Annotated in this window: 17 protein-coding genes; 11 read left to right on the top strand and 6 right to left on the bottom strand. The window is 44.7% G+C overall.

What is annotated here, in order from left to right:
* Positions 1-28: 28 nt before the first annotated feature.
* From ACYQ0N_RS01180 to ACYQ0N_RS01170, 3 genes are read right to left on the bottom strand one after another with little or no spacing between them, the layout of a single operon-like run.
* Positions 29-880 (bottom strand): RluA family pseudouridine synthase, encoded by an 852-nt coding sequence (locus ACYQ0N_RS01180; protein ID WP_177532292.1) that lies wholly within the window; start codon positions 878-880, stop codon positions 29-31.
* Complete coding sequence (locus ACYQ0N_RS01175; RefSeq protein WP_177532291.1) at positions 871-1635, bottom strand: DUF975 family protein; 765 nt, start codon at positions 1633-1635, stop codon at positions 871-873. The genes ACYQ0N_RS01180 and ACYQ0N_RS01175 overlap by 10 nt, the downstream gene beginning before the upstream one ends.
* A 47-nt stretch (positions 1636-1682) precedes the next feature.
* A complete protein-coding gene (locus ACYQ0N_RS01170; RefSeq protein WP_177532290.1) occupies positions 1683-2306 on the bottom strand; it encodes a histidine phosphatase family protein in 624 nt (207 codons plus the stop codon).
* A 238-nt stretch (positions 2307-2544) separates the two neighbouring features.
* Between ACYQ0N_RS01170 and ACYQ0N_RS01165 the strand changes: the two genes are divergently transcribed.
* The 11 genes from ACYQ0N_RS01165 to ACYQ0N_RS01115 are packed head-to-tail and all read left to right on the top strand — an operon-like array spanning position 2545 to position 10639.
* On the top strand, positions 2545-3159 hold the full coding sequence (locus ACYQ0N_RS01165) for a helix-turn-helix domain-containing protein (protein WP_177532289.1): 615 nt from the start codon (positions 2545-2547) through the stop codon (positions 3157-3159).
* A 58-nt stretch (positions 3160-3217) separates the two neighbouring features.
* Entirely contained in the window at positions 3218-4213 is a 996-nt protein-coding gene (locus tag ACYQ0N_RS01160; RefSeq protein ID WP_177532288.1) for an FAD:protein FMN transferase, read from the top strand.
* Positions 4194-4559 carry a NusG domain II-containing protein gene (locus ACYQ0N_RS01155; RefSeq protein ID WP_177532287.1) on the top strand — a complete coding sequence of 122 codons (366 nt, stop codon included), beginning with the start codon at positions 4194-4196 and terminating at the stop codon, positions 4557-4559. Before ACYQ0N_RS01160 ends, ACYQ0N_RS01155 begins: the two co-directional genes overlap by 20 nt.
* Before the next feature lie 2 nt (positions 4560-4561).
* Complete coding sequence (locus ACYQ0N_RS01150; RefSeq protein ID WP_177532286.1) at positions 4562-5059, top strand: Gx transporter family protein; 498 nt, start codon at positions 4562-4564, stop codon at positions 5057-5059.
* On the top strand, positions 5059-6336 hold the full coding sequence (gene rsxC / locus ACYQ0N_RS01145; RefSeq protein ID WP_460161645.1) for an electron transport complex subunit RsxC: 1278 nt from the start codon (positions 5059-5061) through the stop codon (positions 6334-6336). Before ACYQ0N_RS01150 ends, rsxC begins: the two co-directional genes overlap by 1 nt.
* Before the next feature lie 20 nt (positions 6337-6356).
* Positions 6357-7328: an RnfABCDGE type electron transport complex subunit D gene (locus ACYQ0N_RS01140; RefSeq protein WP_460161644.1), complete on the top strand. Its 972-nt coding sequence runs from the start codon at positions 6357-6359 to the stop codon at positions 7326-7328.
* The gene (locus ACYQ0N_RS01135) at positions 7325-7846 is read left to right on the top strand and encodes an FMN-binding protein (RefSeq protein WP_460161643.1); all 522 of its coding nucleotides are present in this window, start codon (positions 7325-7327) and stop codon (positions 7844-7846) included. The genes ACYQ0N_RS01140 and ACYQ0N_RS01135 overlap by 4 nt, the downstream gene beginning before the upstream one ends.
* On the top strand, positions 7839-8498 hold the full coding sequence (locus ACYQ0N_RS01130; protein WP_460161642.1) for an RnfABCDGE type electron transport complex subunit E: 660 nt from the start codon (positions 7839-7841) through the stop codon (positions 8496-8498). The genes ACYQ0N_RS01135 and ACYQ0N_RS01130 overlap by 8 nt, the downstream gene beginning before the upstream one ends.
* On the top strand, positions 8495-9073 hold the full coding sequence (locus tag ACYQ0N_RS01125; protein ID WP_460161641.1) for an electron transport complex protein RnfA: 579 nt from the start codon (positions 8495-8497) through the stop codon (positions 9071-9073). The genes ACYQ0N_RS01130 and ACYQ0N_RS01125 overlap by 4 nt, the downstream gene beginning before the upstream one ends.
* 18 nt (positions 9074-9091) lie before the next feature.
* Positions 9092-9886 carry an RnfABCDGE type electron transport complex subunit B gene (locus ACYQ0N_RS01120; protein WP_460161640.1) on the top strand — a complete coding sequence of 265 codons (795 nt, stop codon included), beginning with the start codon at positions 9092-9094 and terminating at the stop codon, positions 9884-9886.
* Positions 9887-10639, top strand: coding sequence for a hypothetical protein (locus tag ACYQ0N_RS01115; protein ID WP_460161639.1), 753 nt, complete (start codon positions 9887-9889; stop codon positions 10637-10639).
* Between the two features lie 45 nt (positions 10640-10684).
* Here the strand turns inward: ACYQ0N_RS01115 and ACYQ0N_RS01110 are convergent, their stop codons facing one another.
* The 3 genes from ACYQ0N_RS01110 to ACYQ0N_RS01100 all read right to left on the bottom strand — a co-directional run bounded on the left by ACYQ0N_RS01110 (position 10685) and on the right by ACYQ0N_RS01100 (position 16027).
* Entirely contained in the window at positions 10685-11641 is a 957-nt protein-coding gene (locus ACYQ0N_RS01110) for an ROK family protein (RefSeq protein ID WP_460161638.1), read from the bottom strand.
* 126 nt (positions 11642-11767) lie between these two features.
* Positions 11768-13945, bottom strand: a complete 2178-nt coding sequence (locus tag ACYQ0N_RS01105) for a WD40/YVTN/BNR-like repeat-containing protein (protein WP_177532277.1) — start codon at positions 13943-13945, stop codon at positions 11768-11770.
* A 33-nt stretch (positions 13946-13978) separates the two neighbouring features.
* On the bottom strand, positions 13979-16027 hold the full coding sequence (locus ACYQ0N_RS01100) for a beta-galactosidase (RefSeq protein ID WP_460161637.1): 2049 nt from the start codon (positions 16025-16027) through the stop codon (positions 13979-13981).
* Positions 16028-16163: the final 136 nt, after the last annotated feature.

Below are 16163 nucleotides of genomic sequence, written 5' to 3'. Positions count from 1 at the left end.
CTTTCAGCCCTTTTTTAACGGCTGTTAATTATAATATAAGCTTTTTCATATCTTCCCGAAGCTCGGATTCAACCCTGACGTATTCGCCGCTCATGGGATCTTTAAAAGTAAGAACGCCGCAGTGAAGCGCCTGATAACGGATAAATTCGGCGCTTCCACCATAAAGGCTGTCGCCGGCTAAAGGATAACCGATATGAGAAAAATGTACTCTTATCTGATGAGTTCTGCCGGTTTCAAGCTTTATTTCAAGAAGCGTAAATCGAGAGTTGCCGGCTATAGCCTTATAATGAGTTACCGCTCTCTGACCGTCCTGCCTGACAACTCTCCTGATGATAGAATCACGTTCCCTTGCTATTGGCAGATCAATTGTTCCGCTGTCTTTAAGACTTCCCTGTATTACGGCATAATATATTTTTTCAATCCCGCGCTGTAGCGCGGCGGCGGCATACGGGTTTTTAGCGGCGGCGCAAAGTCCGGAGGTATCCCTGTCAAGTCTGTTGACAGGTCTGAATCTGACGCCGGGATAATCCGCGGAAAAGCAGTTTCCTAAAGTGTCTCCCTGATGCTTTACCGACGGATGGACAGGCATACCGACAGGTTTGTCATAAACTACCAAACTTTCATTTTCAAAAACCTTAGGCACGTCAAGCTCGGAATTTCCCTCCAAAAAGCCTTCGCTGTCTTTGGAAAGGAGAACGACTATGTCGCCGGGTTTTATTTTTACCGTAACCTTCGACTGAACTCCGTTTACAGTTATCCCGTTTTCACATCTTTTAAGCTTAGCCAAAAGCCGTTTTGAAATCCCGCAGTCATGAATAAGAAAATCCTTCAGAACGGCATTATATTCAGAAATAAAGCTCAGCTCTGTTTTTAACGGCATAATTGATTACCGTCCCTTCCGGATATGTCTGTATAGGAATTTTTCTGCGCGAATACCGCCGCCGCCATTACGGCGGACGGTATCACGAAGGGTATAGTAACCACGGGAAGCATAGCCGGAACAAAGCTTAGTATAAGCCTTATAAACTCAAGCTTTTTACCCTTCATACAGACAGAGGATTCTTTCAGCACTTTAAGCGGATTTTTATCAGGATGGCCGATAAACATAAACGGAGCCAGCGCCATCGAAGCCGCCGTGCTGAAATAAAGTCCTATAAGGACTATCCCCAGCATAAAAAACTGAAACGCCGCAAATACGGTAAACGATTCGCTAAGACCTGTATTCCCGTAAAGCAGAACATAAGCGGCCGTCCAGCAGAAGGCCGTCGGAAAAAGAGAAAAAAAGCTTTTTATCCACATAGCGGCGTAAAGCAATGCCGCGCGGCAGTTCAGACGAAACCCGGAATAAAGCTTCAGCAGACTTCTGTTATCCTCTCCGCACGCCGTCTGAAAAAACCACCAGAAACCGCCGGTAAGAAGCGGCGTTGTCAGCAAAAAGCAAAGCGCCGTTACAGCGGCCTTCAGAAGTCCTGAAATCAGAGATCCGGCATATCCGGACCAAAAATATGCCATCAGAAGCTCCGCAGCCTTAAACGATAAATATACGAAAAGACAAAGCGCGGTTACTATAAACGCTTCACAGTAACAGCCCTTTAGATTTTTTCTGGCAATATGCCTGTATTCCGATATTTTCATATTAGTCCTCCGAACACGTTTGAATTTCCGTCAGAAACGGTATGTAATCATTCCTTATAATAGGGTATTTTCCCAAGTATCTCAAACGCCTGCGACTGCTGCCACATCTTAGCCGTAACTATAATTTCAAAACCCTCTCCGGGAGCGCAGACAAGCTCCTTGGGACTTATCTTCGGAAGACCGAAAGCGGAAAGCATATTGGTTATGATTCCCGAATGAGTAACAACGGCGCAGTGAGTAAGCTCCTCGTCCATCATATCGGTAATTATTTCATGCATTCCTTTGAAAAGCCTAAGCAAAAGCTCCTCCATACTTTCTCCTCCGGGAGGACGCTTGTCAGTTCCGCCTTTGAGCCATTCCTTATAATCCGTTCTGTCTATAAGCTCGTTTACACTCTTTCCGTCAAATTCGCCGAAATCAAGCTCTGTTATATTTTCAACGATCTGCACCTCTCTGTAAGGAAAAAGTATTTCGGCTGTTTCCAAACATCTTTTCATTGGACTTGAATATACTCTCTGAACCTTCGGATAATCAAATTCGTCCGTTTTATTGACAAGCTGGCTTATTCCTTTCTGCGAGAGCGAATAATCAGATCTGCTTCCTATGTATACGCCCGAATCGTTTGCAGATGTAAGACCGTGTCTTACTATGCTTAATCTGTAACCCTTCATTTATCAATCTCCTTTTTTACTATAAGGATAAAATATCCCTTTGCAGACACTCAACCGCCTTTTATATTGGTTATTATGCACTAAAAAAGCGGCGCAAATTCGCTGCGTTAATAGATTCTACAAATTTCGGCATAAAGTACGCTGAAATATGTTATAAATGTCATCTTTACTTTTTTATACAGTCTGTTATATAATTTTAATATGACTTATAAATTTCAAAAAGAAACGGAGGATGTTTATGAACGCCGATTTTCCTCGGATAATTACGCTTATACGTAAGGAAAGAAAAATAAGCCAGAAGCAGGCGGCGGCGGACCTTGGAATTTCACAGGCGCTTTTATCCCATTACGAAAAAGGCATCAGAGAATGCGGACTTGAATTTTTATCAAGAATAGCCGACTACTATCACGTTTCCTGCGATTATCTTCTCGGCCGCTCGCCGTCTCCGCAAAAGCAGGTGAGCTCTTCCTCCGAAATTTCTCCGGATAAAAACGGTATACGGAAAATGATATACGACTCTGAGGATATACTGCTCAGTCTCTGCGAGGAAAACGGAGCTACCGAAAACGCCGCAGGTTATATAAACGCCTGTATATATAAGCTGCTCCGTATAATTTACAATTCAAATCCCGAAAATGATATGAACGCTTTCAGGATCTCGTCGGAAGAATCAGAATTTTTAAGCGACTGCATTATTTCTAAGGAATGCGCCGATTTAAAGAAACGATGTTCAAAAAACACCTTGAAAATTACCGTTTCAGAGCTTTCCAAAAACTTTCCCGATTCTCATTCTCTTTTATCTCTCATAAAATTGAACGAAGAGAAAATTGCTTGCCTTAACAAAAACGGCTGAATTTTCATTCCGGTTATTAATTATATCATTTTTAGAACTAAAAAAAAAGAGGTTTTTCATGATTTCTAAAAAAATCGCAGGAATAACTGCCGCCGTCCTCGCTTTTTCAGCATTTTTCGCCTCAGTTTTAATCGTATCCAAAAAAGCGCTTTCCGAAAAAAAGGAAAATTATGATTTTAAATCAGACTTTTTTGCGATGGACACTCTTGTTTCCGTCCGCAGCCGCAGCAATATCACAGAGGATATATCGGAAATTTTCAGAGATTATCAGGATTCACTTAATTTCAATGATGAAAAAAGCGAAACCTTTCTTCTTAACGAAAACGGTTACATAAACGCCTCCGGTATTCTGAGAAATACGGTCAGTAAAACTCTGGAACTCAACAGAGATTACGGCGGGCTGACCGATATTACAATCGGCAGACTCACAGACCTTTGGAACATAACCGGCGATAACCCGTCCGTCCCGCCGGAAAATGATATTGCGACCGCGCTTTCTTCTATAGGAACGGAAAATATAATTCTAAACGGAAATGATATAACTTTAAAAAACAACGCCGCTCTTGATTTCGGCGCAGTTGGCAAGGGTGCGGCGCTTGACGCGTGTCTTTCCTATTTAAGCGAAAACGACTGCAAAAAAACTTATATATCAACAGGCTCGTCCGTCCTTTTTTACGGAGACGGCCGCTTTGACGTAAGCATTACAAATCCCGGAGGAGGACTCCTCGCCGAGGTCAAAACTAATCAGGGATTTCTATCCACTTCCGGCGGCTATGAACGATACTTCGAAGCTAACGGTAAAACCTATTGCCACATCATAGATCCGAAAACCGGCTATCCTGCGGAAACAGATCTTACGACCGTTACCGTATTCTGTGACAGCGGCATTGAATCCGACTTTCTTTCAACAATGATATTTTTGGACGGAAGCGAAAATATCGGAAAATATCTTAATTCAGATAATTTCAAGATATTCGCCGCTGATAAAAATAAAAAGCTCTATATCAGCGAAGGGCTTGAATACGAGGTTTATGATGAAACGTTCGGCCGCTAAAAGGCTTATCAGAAAACGGGACGCGGCAATAATAATCATGATCCTTTTAACGGGAATAATCTGCTTTGCAGGATATAAGCTTTTTTCGCCAAGCGGCAGAACCGCGGTCATAACAATAAACGGAAAGACAGCAGAGAAACTTAGCCTGACAGAATCCGGCGGCAGAGATATAACGTTAAAGGAAGCCGAAGGTATCGTTATTGAAATAAATAACGGCAGGATAAGAGTAAAAAGCGCCGATTGTCCCGATAAAATATGCGTAAACACCGGTTATATCTCAAAGGTCGGCGAAAAAATTGTATGTTTGCCGAAAAAACTTATTATAGAAATTAAAGCGGAGGAATAACCATGAAAAGCAGAAATACCGCATTGTGCGGACTTCTTCTGGCTTTGTCCGCCGGAATATCCGCTGCGGAAAGCCTGATACCTCTTCCGCTTGGAGTAAAGCCCGGTTTTTCAAATCTTCCGGTAATGTACTCAATGGCAGAACAGGGTGCGAAATACGGTTTTGCAATATGTATTTTAAAATCTGTTTTTGTTTTATTGACAAGAGGCGTCGCCGCTTTTTTCATGTCGCTTTCAGGCGGTACGCTTTCATATATAATAATGCTTCTGCTTTACAGAAAAACAGAAGCTTCCCTTATGCTTATAAGTATTGCCGGAGCTCTGGCTCATAATGCCGGTCAGCTCTGCGCGGCGTCTGCAATCATGAAAACAGCCGCTGTTTTCGGTTACAGTCCGGTCATGATAATTTCCGGATGTATTGCCGGAGCCGTTACAGGAGCTGTTCTAAAGCTGCTGCTTAACGCAATGCAAAGGGACAATAACAAACAAGGAGGAAATTAATGAAAAAGCTAAACGGAATACGTTTATCTCACCGCAAGGGCACGTCGTCCTCACAGACATCGGATATTCCCTTGCCGCCGAAGGTCACAATACCAATGCTCATGAATATGGGCGCGGCCTGCGTTCCGCAGGTAAAACCAGGGGATATAGTTTCAGTTGGGCAGAAAATCGGCGATACCGACGCCTTTATGTCCGTTCCGGTCCACTCTTCCGTTTCGGGAAAGGTCGTATCAATAACCGAAACGACTCTCGTAAACGGAGCCGTATGCAAAGCCGTCGTTATAGAAACCGACGGGTTACAGACAATTTCGGAAGAGATCGCCCCGCCTGCCGTAAGCTCTAAAGAGGAATTTATAAAGGCTCTCAGGGAAAGCGGTATAACGGGACTGGGAGGCGCCGGATTTCCCACTCATATAAAGCTTAATCCGAAGACGCCTGTCGATACACTGATTATAAACGCCGCTGAATGCGAGCCATACATAACCTCTGATCATCGCCAGATGCTCGAGGATCCCGATTCTATAGTCAACGGTATACTTACCGTTATGAAATATCTTAATATCAGAGAAACAATAATCGGCATAGAAAATAACAAGCCGGACGCAATTAGTCTACTTACTGAAAAAACCGCCTCTTATAAAAATATATCCGTTATGTCTCTGTCCTCAAGCTACCCGCAGGGCGCAGAAAAGGTATTAATTTACAATACAACGGGACGTATCGTTAAAGAAGGACAGCTCCCGTCAGATACGGGCGCAGTAGTGCTTAACGTTTCAACAGCGGCGCAGATATCCCAATATCTTAAAACCGGCATGCCTATAGTAAAACGCCGTATTACAGTAGACGGGGACACTATCGGAAAACCATGCAATATTTTCGCACCGATAGGAACACCGTTTTCAGAGATACTTTCCTTTGCACAATGCGATACGGAAAAGCTCCGCAAGCTGATTGCAGGCGGTCCTATGATGGGTTCATGCGTTTATGATCCGGAAACTCCCGTGGTAAAGGGTACTAACGCTATTCTTGCTTTTAATAAATATTCCCAGCCGACCGTTACAAACTGCATTCGCTGCGGCAGGTGCATAAGAGCCTGTCCTTTCAGGCTAATGCCCGCTGAAATGGAAAAGGCATACAGAAAACGGGACATAGAAACGCTTAAAGCATTGAAAGTTACCTTATGCATGAACTGCGGCTGCTGCACATACGTCTGTCCGGCAGGACGCAAGCTTGCAGAAACAAATCAGCTCGCTAAGGCGCTCATTCCAAGAAATTGACAGAAAGGAAGATTCTAACGTTGAATATATTAAAAATCTCCCCTCCGCCTCATGCAAAAGGCAGTATGTCTACTCAGAGAGTTATGCTGTGCGTTATTCTGGCGCTTATGCCGTCGGTTATTTCTGCCGGCTATTATTTCGGTCTGAGGGCGATAATGCTTATTGCATTATGTATACTGTCCTGTGTTTTATTTGAGGGATTAACACGGATTATAATGAAAAAGGAACAGACCATAGGCGACATGAGCGCCGTTTTGACTGGAATTCTGCTTGCTCTCAACCTGCCCGTTACGCTGCCGTTCTGGCAGGCGACGATCGGCTGCTTTGTGGCAATTGTAATAGTAAAACAGCTTTTCGGCGGTCTGGGGCAAAATTTTGCCAATCCGGCAATCGTGGGCAGAATCGTTCTTATGCTGTCGTTTACTTCAAATATGACAACATGGGCGCTGCCTAAATACTACAATAGCGACGGAACGCTTTCAGTTTCGGCAGATTATGTAAAAATCGGCAGCAGTAAAATTGTTACCGGCGCAACTCCCCTTGTAACAGGCGACGCCTCCTATAAGGATCTATTCTTAGGAAACGTCGGCGGCTGTATCGGAGAAACCTGCGCGCTGGCTCTTATAATCGGCGGCGTTTACCTGATAATAAGAGGAATCATATCGCCCGTAACGCCTGTCGCTTTTATCGGAACCGTGGCTCTCTTAGACCTCGTTGCCGGAAACGACGTAATTTACAATATGCTTGCCGGAGGACTTCTCCTCGGAGCGTTTTTCATGGCTACCGACTATGTAACCACCCCGATTACCGGCAAGGGAAAGCTTATTTTTGGAATAGGCTGCGGTCTTATAACGTTTCTTATAAGACAATTCGGCAGCTACCCGGAGGGAGTGTCATTCTCAATACTTCTCATGAATATAGTTACGCCTTATATTGACAGATTTACAATGACTAAACCCTTCGGAGCTAAAAAGGAGGTCGGAGAAAAATGAAAGAAAAGATAATGCCTCCTCTCGTCCTTATGCTTATATCGGCAATAGTCTGCGCCCTGCTGGTCGCGGCAAATGCGGCTACTAAGGACAAAATCGTTCAGGCGCAGGAGGATAAATTCAGCAAATCCATTTCAGACACGTTCGGCAAGGCGGATTACACGACTGTTGATTTAAGTATAGACGGAATAGATTCTGTCACCAAAGATGAAAACGGCAGAATAATATTTGAAATAACTGCCGACGGCTATGCAAAGGGAGGACTTCACCTTCTTATCGGATTCGACAATCAGGGCGCTGTCGAGGGAATAAGCTTTCTGTCTATCGACGAAACTCCCGGTCTCGGAACCAAGGTTCAGGACGACAAAAGCTTTACGGAACAGTTCAAGGGCGTTTCCTCAGCGGATTATGATTTCAGCGTTATTACCGGAGCAACGTATTCGTCAAACGGTATGAAATCGGCCGTCGATCAGGCTCTCAAGGCATATAACGAACACAAGGAGGAAATTTTAAATGGGTAATCTTAAAGAATTAACCAAAGGTCTTATAAAGGAAAACCCTACCCTTGTGGGACTTCTTGGAATGTGTCCGACGCTCGCCGTAACAACTCAGGCCGTAAACGGAATCGGAATGGGGCTTGCGACCGCCTTTGTTCTGGTAGGCTCAAATATAGTTATTTCTCTTCTGAAAAGGATAATTCCAAAGGCTGTCAAACTGCCCTGCTACATAGTTATCATAGCAGGCTTTGTAACGCTGATAAGCTTTCTGCTTCACGGCTTTATACCAAGTCTTTACGACGCTCTCGGAACGTTTCTGAATCTTATTACGGTTAATTGCATTATTTTAGGACGCGCAGAAATGTTCGCCTGTAAGAATAAGGTTATACCGTCGGCTCTTGACGGTCTTGGCATGGGACTGGGCTTTACTCTCGCGCTATTTGCAATGGGTTCAATAAGAGAAATTTTCGGATCAGGATCATGGATGGGGATCGAATTGCCGTTTATCAGCCAGCCTATGTCCGTATTTATAATGTCAGCAGGCGGTTTTTTCGTGCTCGGCGTTATTATTGCGCTTGTCAATAAGCTTGCCGGAAGAAAGCCGCCGCAGAAAATAGGCTGTGCGGGCTGTCCTAACGCCGCAAGCTGCTCCGGCAGAAAAGGAGGAGAAGAATGAAAGAAATTTTCGTTATCATGATATCGGCGGTATTTGTCGACAATTTCGTGCTGTCGAAGTTTATGGGTATCTGTCCCTTTCTCGGCGTTTCAAAAAAGCTTTCATCGAGCCTTGGAATGGGGGCGGCGGTTATTTTTGTAATGACCTGCGCGACCGCTATTACATATCCGGTTTACTGGCATGTTTTAGTTCCAAATAAGCTTGAATACTTAAATACCGTTGCGTTTATCCTCATAATAGCTCTTTTTGTACAATTAGTTGAAATAGCTCTAAAAAAAGTAATGCCTCCTCTTTATAATTCTCTAGGGGTTTATCTGCCGCTTATAACTACTAACTGCGCCGTACTCGGAGTAACCCTTCTGAATATCGACAACGGATACACTTTCCTGCAATCAGTCGTAAACGCGGTATTTGCCGGAGCGGGCTTTTCACTCGCGCTTATCCTGTTTTCAGGAGTACGTTCCAGGCTTGAAACCGCCGACATACCGGTAACCTTCAAGGGAATTCCGTCAACGCTTATTGCCGCCTCAATCGTCTCGTTAAGCTTTATGGCTTTTTCGGGACTGATAAGCTGAGTGAAAGGGGTGTAAACAATGTCAACATATTTAATACCCGTTATTATTTTTGCGGTTCTCGGACTTGCAGCCGGAATACTACTCACAGCCGCCGCTAAAATCTTTTATGTCAAAACAGACGAAAGAATAGAGAAGATAGGCGATTCCCTGCCTCAGGCAAACTGCGGCGCGTGCGGATACGCGGGCTGCTCCGACTATGCAAACGCAATCGTAAACGGCAACGCTCCCACTAATCTGTGCAAGCCCGGAGGAACCGAGGTAAGCCGTAAAATCAGCTCGATCCTTGGAACGGAGGTGTTGGAGGTCCTACCTGAAACCGCTGTGGTACACTGCCGGGGGAACTGTGAAGCCGTTAAAAAGAGATTTGAATTTGACGGAATCCAAAGCTGCGCCGCGGCAAAGAGATTTTACAGCGGTGAAAAATCGTGTTCTTACGGCTGCCTGGGCTACGGCGACTGCGTAAGCGTCTGCGACGAGCGCGCAATAGAAATTGTAGACGGCGTGGCAGACGTAACCGGAGTATGCGCGGCATGCGGAAAATGCGTTAAGGTCTGTCCGAACGGGCTTATTTCAATAAAACCCGTTGCAAAACACATCGACGTAAAATGCTCGTCGAAGGATAACGGCAAGGCAACTAAGCAGGCATGCTCAAACGGCTGTATCGGCTGTAAAATATGCGAGAAAAAATGTCTGAGCGGAGCTATAAGGGTGGTTGACTTTCACGCGGTTATAGATTACAATAAATGTACCGGCTGCGGAACCTGCTACGACGCATGTCCGACCGGAGCTATAACCAACTGCGAGGATTTTTAAATGAAAAAGTTTATTTCAATAATGCTTACGGCTTTGCTTATCGCCAGCTTAAGCTCATGCGGAGACGATAGTGAAGAAAATGAAAAAGCGTACGGCAATTTCAAAAGCTATATCTCCGAAAACGGTACCGAACAGGATTATTATATTCAGATTTCAAAAACTGCCGATTCTGCAAACGTACTTACCGAAGCGTCCAGACTAGGCGACGACTGCGCCTTCATGGAATATGACGCAAGCGGATCTATAAGATATTACAGAAATAACGCTCTTACCGTTATTTCCGGGGCAACCTTTTACTATCCGGACACCGCAGACGCGTCATGGGATGACTTTGAATACGAATCTCTCAATGAAAAATACAGGGATATACTCTTACGTCTTATTGAAACAGACGGGGAAAGGTCTATAGAAAGAAGCTCTACGGGTAATAAAAACATGCCGTACAAATTTAGCGTAAAATATAATCCTGAAGAGCTTGATACAAAATCCATATTTTCAAATAGCGGAAACTTCGGAATAGTCAGCGTAAAGTTTGAATCAGATAAGGATTTTGAGAAATTCAGCGAGGTATCGGTAAGCTGTCAATATGATTACGACGGCGTTATATATCTTTATTCCGTGACCTTCGGAGAGCCTGACCAACCGGACAGCGAAGGAAAAAACGGACAGCGTCCTGAGGATATACAGAAAATATACGAATCTTATAAAAATAAAACCGTCCCAACAGACAGCGGTTCACTTTACGGACAATAACTTAATAAAATAAAAGCGGACTTCAAAAGAAGTCCGCTTTTAATATTACTTTGCCATTCCAAGAAAAGCCGCTCCTATTATTCCGGCGTCATTTCCGAGCTTTGCAATTACTATTTCTGTATTTTTCGGAGAATTTCTCGTGTAAACCTCTTTTTTAACAAGTGCCCTGACCGGAAGAAGCAGCGGATCTCCCTCATTGCATACGCCTCCGCCTATGCATAAAATGTCGGGCTGGAAAATATTAATAGTGTTGGTTATTCCGGCCGCAAGATACTTTATGAATTTATCAACTACCGCCTTTGCGGTTTTGTCGCCCATTCTCATAGCGTCAAAGGACGTTCTTGCCGTAACCTTGCCGTTTCTCTCGGCAGTTATCTTGTGCATAAGCGTATCCTTGTCATTATCCATAGCTTCTTTGGTCATTCTTATAAGTCCTGTCGCCGAAGAGAAAACCTCAAAACAGCCTTTTCTTCCGCAGGCGCACTCGGGGCCGTCTACCTCGATAACCGTATGTCCTATTTCAGCGCCGGCAAAGTTTGAGCCTGAATAAATCCTGCCGTCTATAATGATTCCGCCGCCAACGCCGGTTCCAAGCGTTATGCAGACTGCATTCTTAGCTCCCTTTGCAGCGCCGGCCACATATTCGCCGTAAGCCGCAGCATTAGCGTCGTTTTCAATAAATACCGGTTTATCTATGTATTCCTTGATATAATCGACCATCGGAGTATTGTCAAAGCCGAGATTACAGGAATATTCTATAATTCCTTTTTCACTGTTGGCTATGCCCGGAGTACCGATGCCAACCCATTCAATCTGATTCATATCAAGACCGGCTTCCTTTACGGCCTGCACCGAAACCCTTGCCATGTCGGCCGCAATTTCCTTTTCGGGCCTGGGCAGATTGGTTTTTGTACTTGCCTTTGAAATAATTTTATAATTTTCGTCCACCACTCCGGCTACAATATTTGTTCCTCCAAGATCAATACCAATATAATATTTCATAATGAACTCCATTCCGCCGCCTTTTTTGATTATATATGGCGCCGGAAATCTCCAAGCGGCAAGAAAATTTCCGGCAAAAACCACGTCCTTAATCCTCAGGACGAAACTCCTATTTAAAATAAACGCTTATTTTTCAGCAATATCTCCCATTACAATACCGCGGCCGTTTGTCGCAAAATAGACTCTGCCGTATATTTCACTGTCTCCGGTAATGGATAGGGTAAGATTGCCGAACAAATGGCGCTCATCGTTTATTCTTTCCCATGTCTTGCCCTTGTCTTTGGAACGGTAAATACCGTCGCCCTGATCTTCGGTAGAACCCATTGCATATATTACCATATATTCGCCGTCCTTTTCAGGCGCTCCGAAGCCCATTGCCCTGCAATTGAAATTTTTTATAGATTCAAACGACTTTCCGCCGTCCTCAGTATGCATGATAAGCCCGTTATTGTAAACCCAGACATCGCCTTCCTTATCTCCCGTTACGGCGATAGAAGCGTTTTCCATTACCATCTGTCCGGTTGAAGCAAAGTTATTGCCGCCGTCCTCGGAAATGTAAAACATTCCGTCGCAGACAGCATAATATTTGCTTGGATTTACCCTGTCGGCAACAATCGTCGAGCCGTAGCCCAGTCCGCCTACATTATACCATGTTGCGCCCATATCGAATGTTATGTAAGGCTTTCCTGTATTTGAAGCCGGAGTCCATATAAACGAGCTTCCGTCCGCCGCCATTGCGACAGTTCCGTCCTGAGCAGATTCAGGCAGAGCCGCGCACTTGTTCCATGTCGCGCCGCCGTCTGTGGTATATCTCAGACTTCCGTTCATATCTCCGCACATTACAGCCTTGTTAGGATCAATCCATGAACAGTCAATATCCGACGGATCGCCGTCCTTCATAAAGCGAGTATCGTCCGGACACTTTGTAACGTCAAGATGTGAAAATCCGGTCAGATCCCCCATTATAGAATAAAGCTGAGGACCGCCCGCAGGAGGCGAAACCATCTTATAAACCGCAGTTTCCTCAAGCCCGTAAGCATGGAACTTTACAGTTACAGGAGTACCCGTTCCCAAAGCGGTAATATTTTCCGTAGCATAAATCGTCGCGCCGGTTCCGTACATTACCTCGTCCGAATTAAAGGGATTTATATTGATATCGGACGTCCACCAGCCAAGCTTAGCCTCGTCGTTGCCCCATTTCAGCCAGTCAGCTTCAGAAGTATCCATCACATAATTTTTATTTGTATCAAAGAAGGCCGACCACGTTGCTCCGCCGTCAGTAGTACGGTAAATATTATCTCCCTTATCGCTCCAGAAGCCTACCGTTGAAACGACGACCGTATCGGGATTCTGAGCGTCAACCGATACCCCGCTGAACCCGCCGTATCTTCCATCGTTCAAAGCGGGTGTAATGTCTGAAAACGTACCTGCCGCCATATCATAAGCATATACTTTTCCATTTTCCGGAGAAAGGTTTGGACCGCAGTTGTCGCTGTAGGTTATATACATTTTGCCGTTTGAGGAAATATCCGCCTGAAGAGGATACATTCCCTTTTCATTTTCCGGCAGCGCCGTCCATGTTTCGCCCTTGTCGGACGACTTATATATGCACTGTCCGTTTATCTCGGCTACACCCGCATACATATCGTCAGAATTCGGATCAAACTCAATCCACATTATTCCCATATTCACACTTTCCTGATTATAGGTACCCTTTGTAGGGAAGGAAGTAACCTCAGACCATGTTTTGCCGTAATCAGACGATTTCCACAAGCCGTTGCTCCTGCTTCCGAAATAAACGTTTTTATTGTCCTTGGGATCAACCGCAAGACGTTCGCCGACGCCGCGTCCGGACTGGTTTCCTCCGCAGCCGAACTCCAGATCGAATCTTGTCCATGTTTCACCGTAATCGTCAGAACTGAATATTGCGCCGTTTGACGTATCCATATAGGTACCGCCCGCAATATAAACCCTTTTCGGATCCACCGGATCGGCGCAGATACTTTCTATTCCGATGAGATTCCATTCTTCAGAGCCCAGAAAATCAGTTATAGCCACCCATTTTGATTCTGAATCTACCCAGCGGTAAGCGCCGCCTATATCGGTTCTTGCATAGGCAAGTCCCTCTTCGGCCTTGCTGTATTCCATACCTGTTACATAGCCGCCGCCGCCTATTGCCACATTGCTCCATTTATAATCCACGGAAGCCGCGGATTTTCCGTCCTCCTTGCCGGAGCAGCCCGAAAACGCAGCGCTTATCATAAACGCTGAAGCCATAACGGCAAGTATTTTTTTGATTTTCATTTATTACTTTCCTCCTGTAAATATATAAAAGCTCTAAGCCTTGACGCAGACCATTGCGGCGTATGCCGGAAGCTCCGTTTTGCCGCTGTAGATATTTTCGCTTATAAGATCCCGAAGCGGATACGGCAATATAATTTCCCGCGTTTCATTCATAAAATTCTGTATGAATATATATTCCGTACCGTCCTCCGACGTTCTCATTCCGGTTGTAACGCCGTGCGGCAGATCGGCTTCAAGACATTTTCTTATACATAGCTCCTTGCAAAGCGCGGAATAAAATTTATCTGAAAATTCAGAATTCATAAAGGTCGCCTGATAATAAGCGAGTCCCTTTCCATAGCTGTTTACCGTAAACGCAGGGGACCCCGCATAGAAATCCTCCTTATACCTTCCGAGAACCTCCGCGGCTTTAACGTTTATAATCTCACAGAGCTTCGACGTTTCATATTCTCCCTCAAGACCGCTTTTTCCGTCAAATAAAACATGATTTCTCTGATAATCATAAAGCCCGTCAATATCTTCAAATACAATTCCCAGCATATCCGACAGACCGGCGGCAGGAGTTTCGCCCAGATAGCAAAGATCGGTTTCACCCGCCATACCGCAGAAATAAGTTACAACAGCGACGCCGCCGTTTTCAACGAATTTCATCAGTCTTTCGGCAAAGCTTCCCCTAAGCATATATGGCATAGGCACGCATACAAGCTTATATTTATCAAGGCTTGCGTCCATGTTTATAACATCGACGGGTACCCCCTGCTTCCAGAATGATCCGTATGTCTGTAAAATCTGATCAATATAGCCCATTCCTTCGTTTCTGGGTCCCTTTCCGTCATCAATCGCCCACTTATTTTCGACATCGTATATAATTGCAGTTTCAGATATGACCTCCGAATTCAGCACATCTCCGAGCTTTTCCAAAGCTTTTCCCGTTCTGCAAACCTCAAGAAAAATTCTTGATTTTTCCGATCCGTTGTGACCTACGACCGCACTGTGAAATTTCTCCGCCGAGCCTCTGCTCTGCCTCCATTGAAAATACTGGCAGCTGTCAGAGCCGTGAGCTATAGCCTGAACGGCGGTAAGCAGATTCATTCCCGGACGCTTATGACGGGAAACACCGCACCAGTTTGCGGTACTCGGCGTATTTTCCATCATAAGAAACGGCTTCTGCTTCATTGAACGCATAGCGTCATGCCAGCAGGCGTTCCACATGGCGTTTCCAGAATCATCAGTTCCTCCGTTATGCCACATAGGGTAGGAATCCCATGAAACAATGTCTATAAAATCCGCAAATTTCCAGTAATCAATTCCGTCATAATACGCCATCATATTAATTGTTGCGGGAATTTTGGGATTTTCACTTTTTAGAGGTCTTATTTCTTCCCTGTAAAAATCAACAGTCTGCTCTGTACAGAACCGTTTCCAGTCCAGATTAAGCCCGTGAATGCATATTTCACCGTTCGGCGCGGGCGATTCGATTTCCTCCCAGTCCGAATAGGTATGACTCCAGAAGCAGGTCCACCACTGCTTATTCAAACTGTCGATATTACCGTATTTTTTCTTCAGCCATTTTCTGAATTCCGCTTGACACAGCTCGCAATGGCATTCGCCCTGAATTTCGTTGGAAACGTGCCACAGAATTACGGCAGGATGATTTGCAAAACGCTTTGCAAGCTCGGTATTAATCAGCCTTGTCTTCTCGCGGAATACCGGAGAGGTATAGCAATGGTTATGCCTTCCGCCCTGAAGATTTCTTACGCGGCTGCTTTCCACTCTGAGAATTTCAGGATATTTTTTTGCCATCCATGAGGGCTTTGCGCCGGTAGGCGTTGCAAGAACAGTATAAATTCCGTTATCATAAAGCCGGTTTATAACGCTTTCAAGCCAACCGAAGGTATAGACGCCCTCCTCAGGCTCAAGCGAAGTCCATGAAAATATACCGACTGAAACGCAGTTTATACCGGCCTTTTTCATTAATTCGATATCGCGCTCCAATATCTCGGGCATATCGAGCCACTGTTCGGGATTATAATCGGCTCCGTGCAGCAGAGCTTTAAGTCCAGTTATATTATTTTCACTCATAATTCCTCCGTTTACGTAAGCCTTGGGGCTGAATACATATATTTATATGATAAACCAAATCCAATTAATAGTCAACACTTTTTTTACATTTATTTTGTTACATTCTGCATAAATTATTACTATATATTTTAAGGAC

It is taken from the genome of Ruminococcus sporogenes, assembly GCF_054655175.1.
The sequence above is the reverse complement of the archived record's forward strand: the minus strand, read 5'-3'. Positions and strand labels throughout refer to the sequence as shown.

Bases quoted from the DNA above. Each gene is read 5' to 3' on its own strand.
- ACYQ0N_RS01170 (WP_177532290.1), bottom strand. From the start codon at position 2,306: ATGAAGGGTTACAGATTAAGCATAGTAAGACACGGTCTTACATCTGCA.
- ACYQ0N_RS01165 (WP_177532289.1), top strand. From the start codon at position 2,545: ATGAACGCCGATTTTCCTCGGATAATTACGCTTATACGTAAGGAAAGA.
- ACYQ0N_RS01115 (WP_460161639.1), top strand. From the start codon at position 9,887: ATGAAAAAGTTTATTTCAATAATGCTTACGGCTTTGCTTATCGCCAGC.
- ACYQ0N_RS01155 (WP_177532287.1), top strand. From the start codon at position 4,194: ATGAAACGTTCGGCCGCTAAAAGGCTTATCAGAAAACGGGACGCGGCA.
- ACYQ0N_RS01105 (WP_177532277.1), bottom strand. From the start codon at position 13,945: ATGAAAATCAAAAAAATACTTGCCGTTATGGCTTCAGCGTTTATGATA.
- ACYQ0N_RS01180 (WP_177532292.1), bottom strand. From the start codon at position 880: ATGCCGTTAAAAACAGAGCTGAGCTTTATTTCTGAATATAATGCCGTT.
- ACYQ0N_RS01110 (WP_460161638.1), bottom strand. From the start codon at position 11,641: ATGAAATATTATATTGGTATTGATCTTGGAGGAACAAATATTGTAGCC.
- rsxC (WP_460161645.1), top strand. From the start codon at position 5,059: ATGAAAAAGCTAAACGGAATACGTTTATCTCACCGCAAGGGCACGTCG.
- ACYQ0N_RS01125 (WP_460161641.1), top strand. From the start codon at position 8,495: ATGAAAGAAATTTTCGTTATCATGATATCGGCGGTATTTGTCGACAAT.
- ACYQ0N_RS01130 (WP_460161642.1), top strand. From the start codon at position 7,839: ATGGGTAATCTTAAAGAATTAACCAAAGGTCTTATAAAGGAAAACCCT.
- ACYQ0N_RS01100 (WP_460161637.1), bottom strand. From the start codon at position 16,027: ATGAGTGAAAATAATATAACTGGACTTAAAGCTCTGCTGCACGGAGCC.
- ACYQ0N_RS01120 (WP_460161640.1), top strand. From the start codon at position 9,092: ATGTCAACATATTTAATACCCGTTATTATTTTTGCGGTTCTCGGACTT.
- ACYQ0N_RS01175 (WP_177532291.1), bottom strand. From the start codon at position 1,635: ATGAAAATATCGGAATACAGGCATATTGCCAGAAAAAATCTAAAGGGC.
- ACYQ0N_RS01160 (WP_177532288.1), top strand. From the start codon at position 3,218: ATGATTTCTAAAAAAATCGCAGGAATAACTGCCGCCGTCCTCGCTTTT.
- ACYQ0N_RS01135 (WP_460161643.1), top strand. From the start codon at position 7,325: ATGAAAGAAAAGATAATGCCTCCTCTCGTCCTTATGCTTATATCGGCA.
- ACYQ0N_RS01150 (WP_177532286.1), top strand. From the start codon at position 4,562: ATGAAAAGCAGAAATACCGCATTGTGCGGACTTCTTCTGGCTTTGTCC.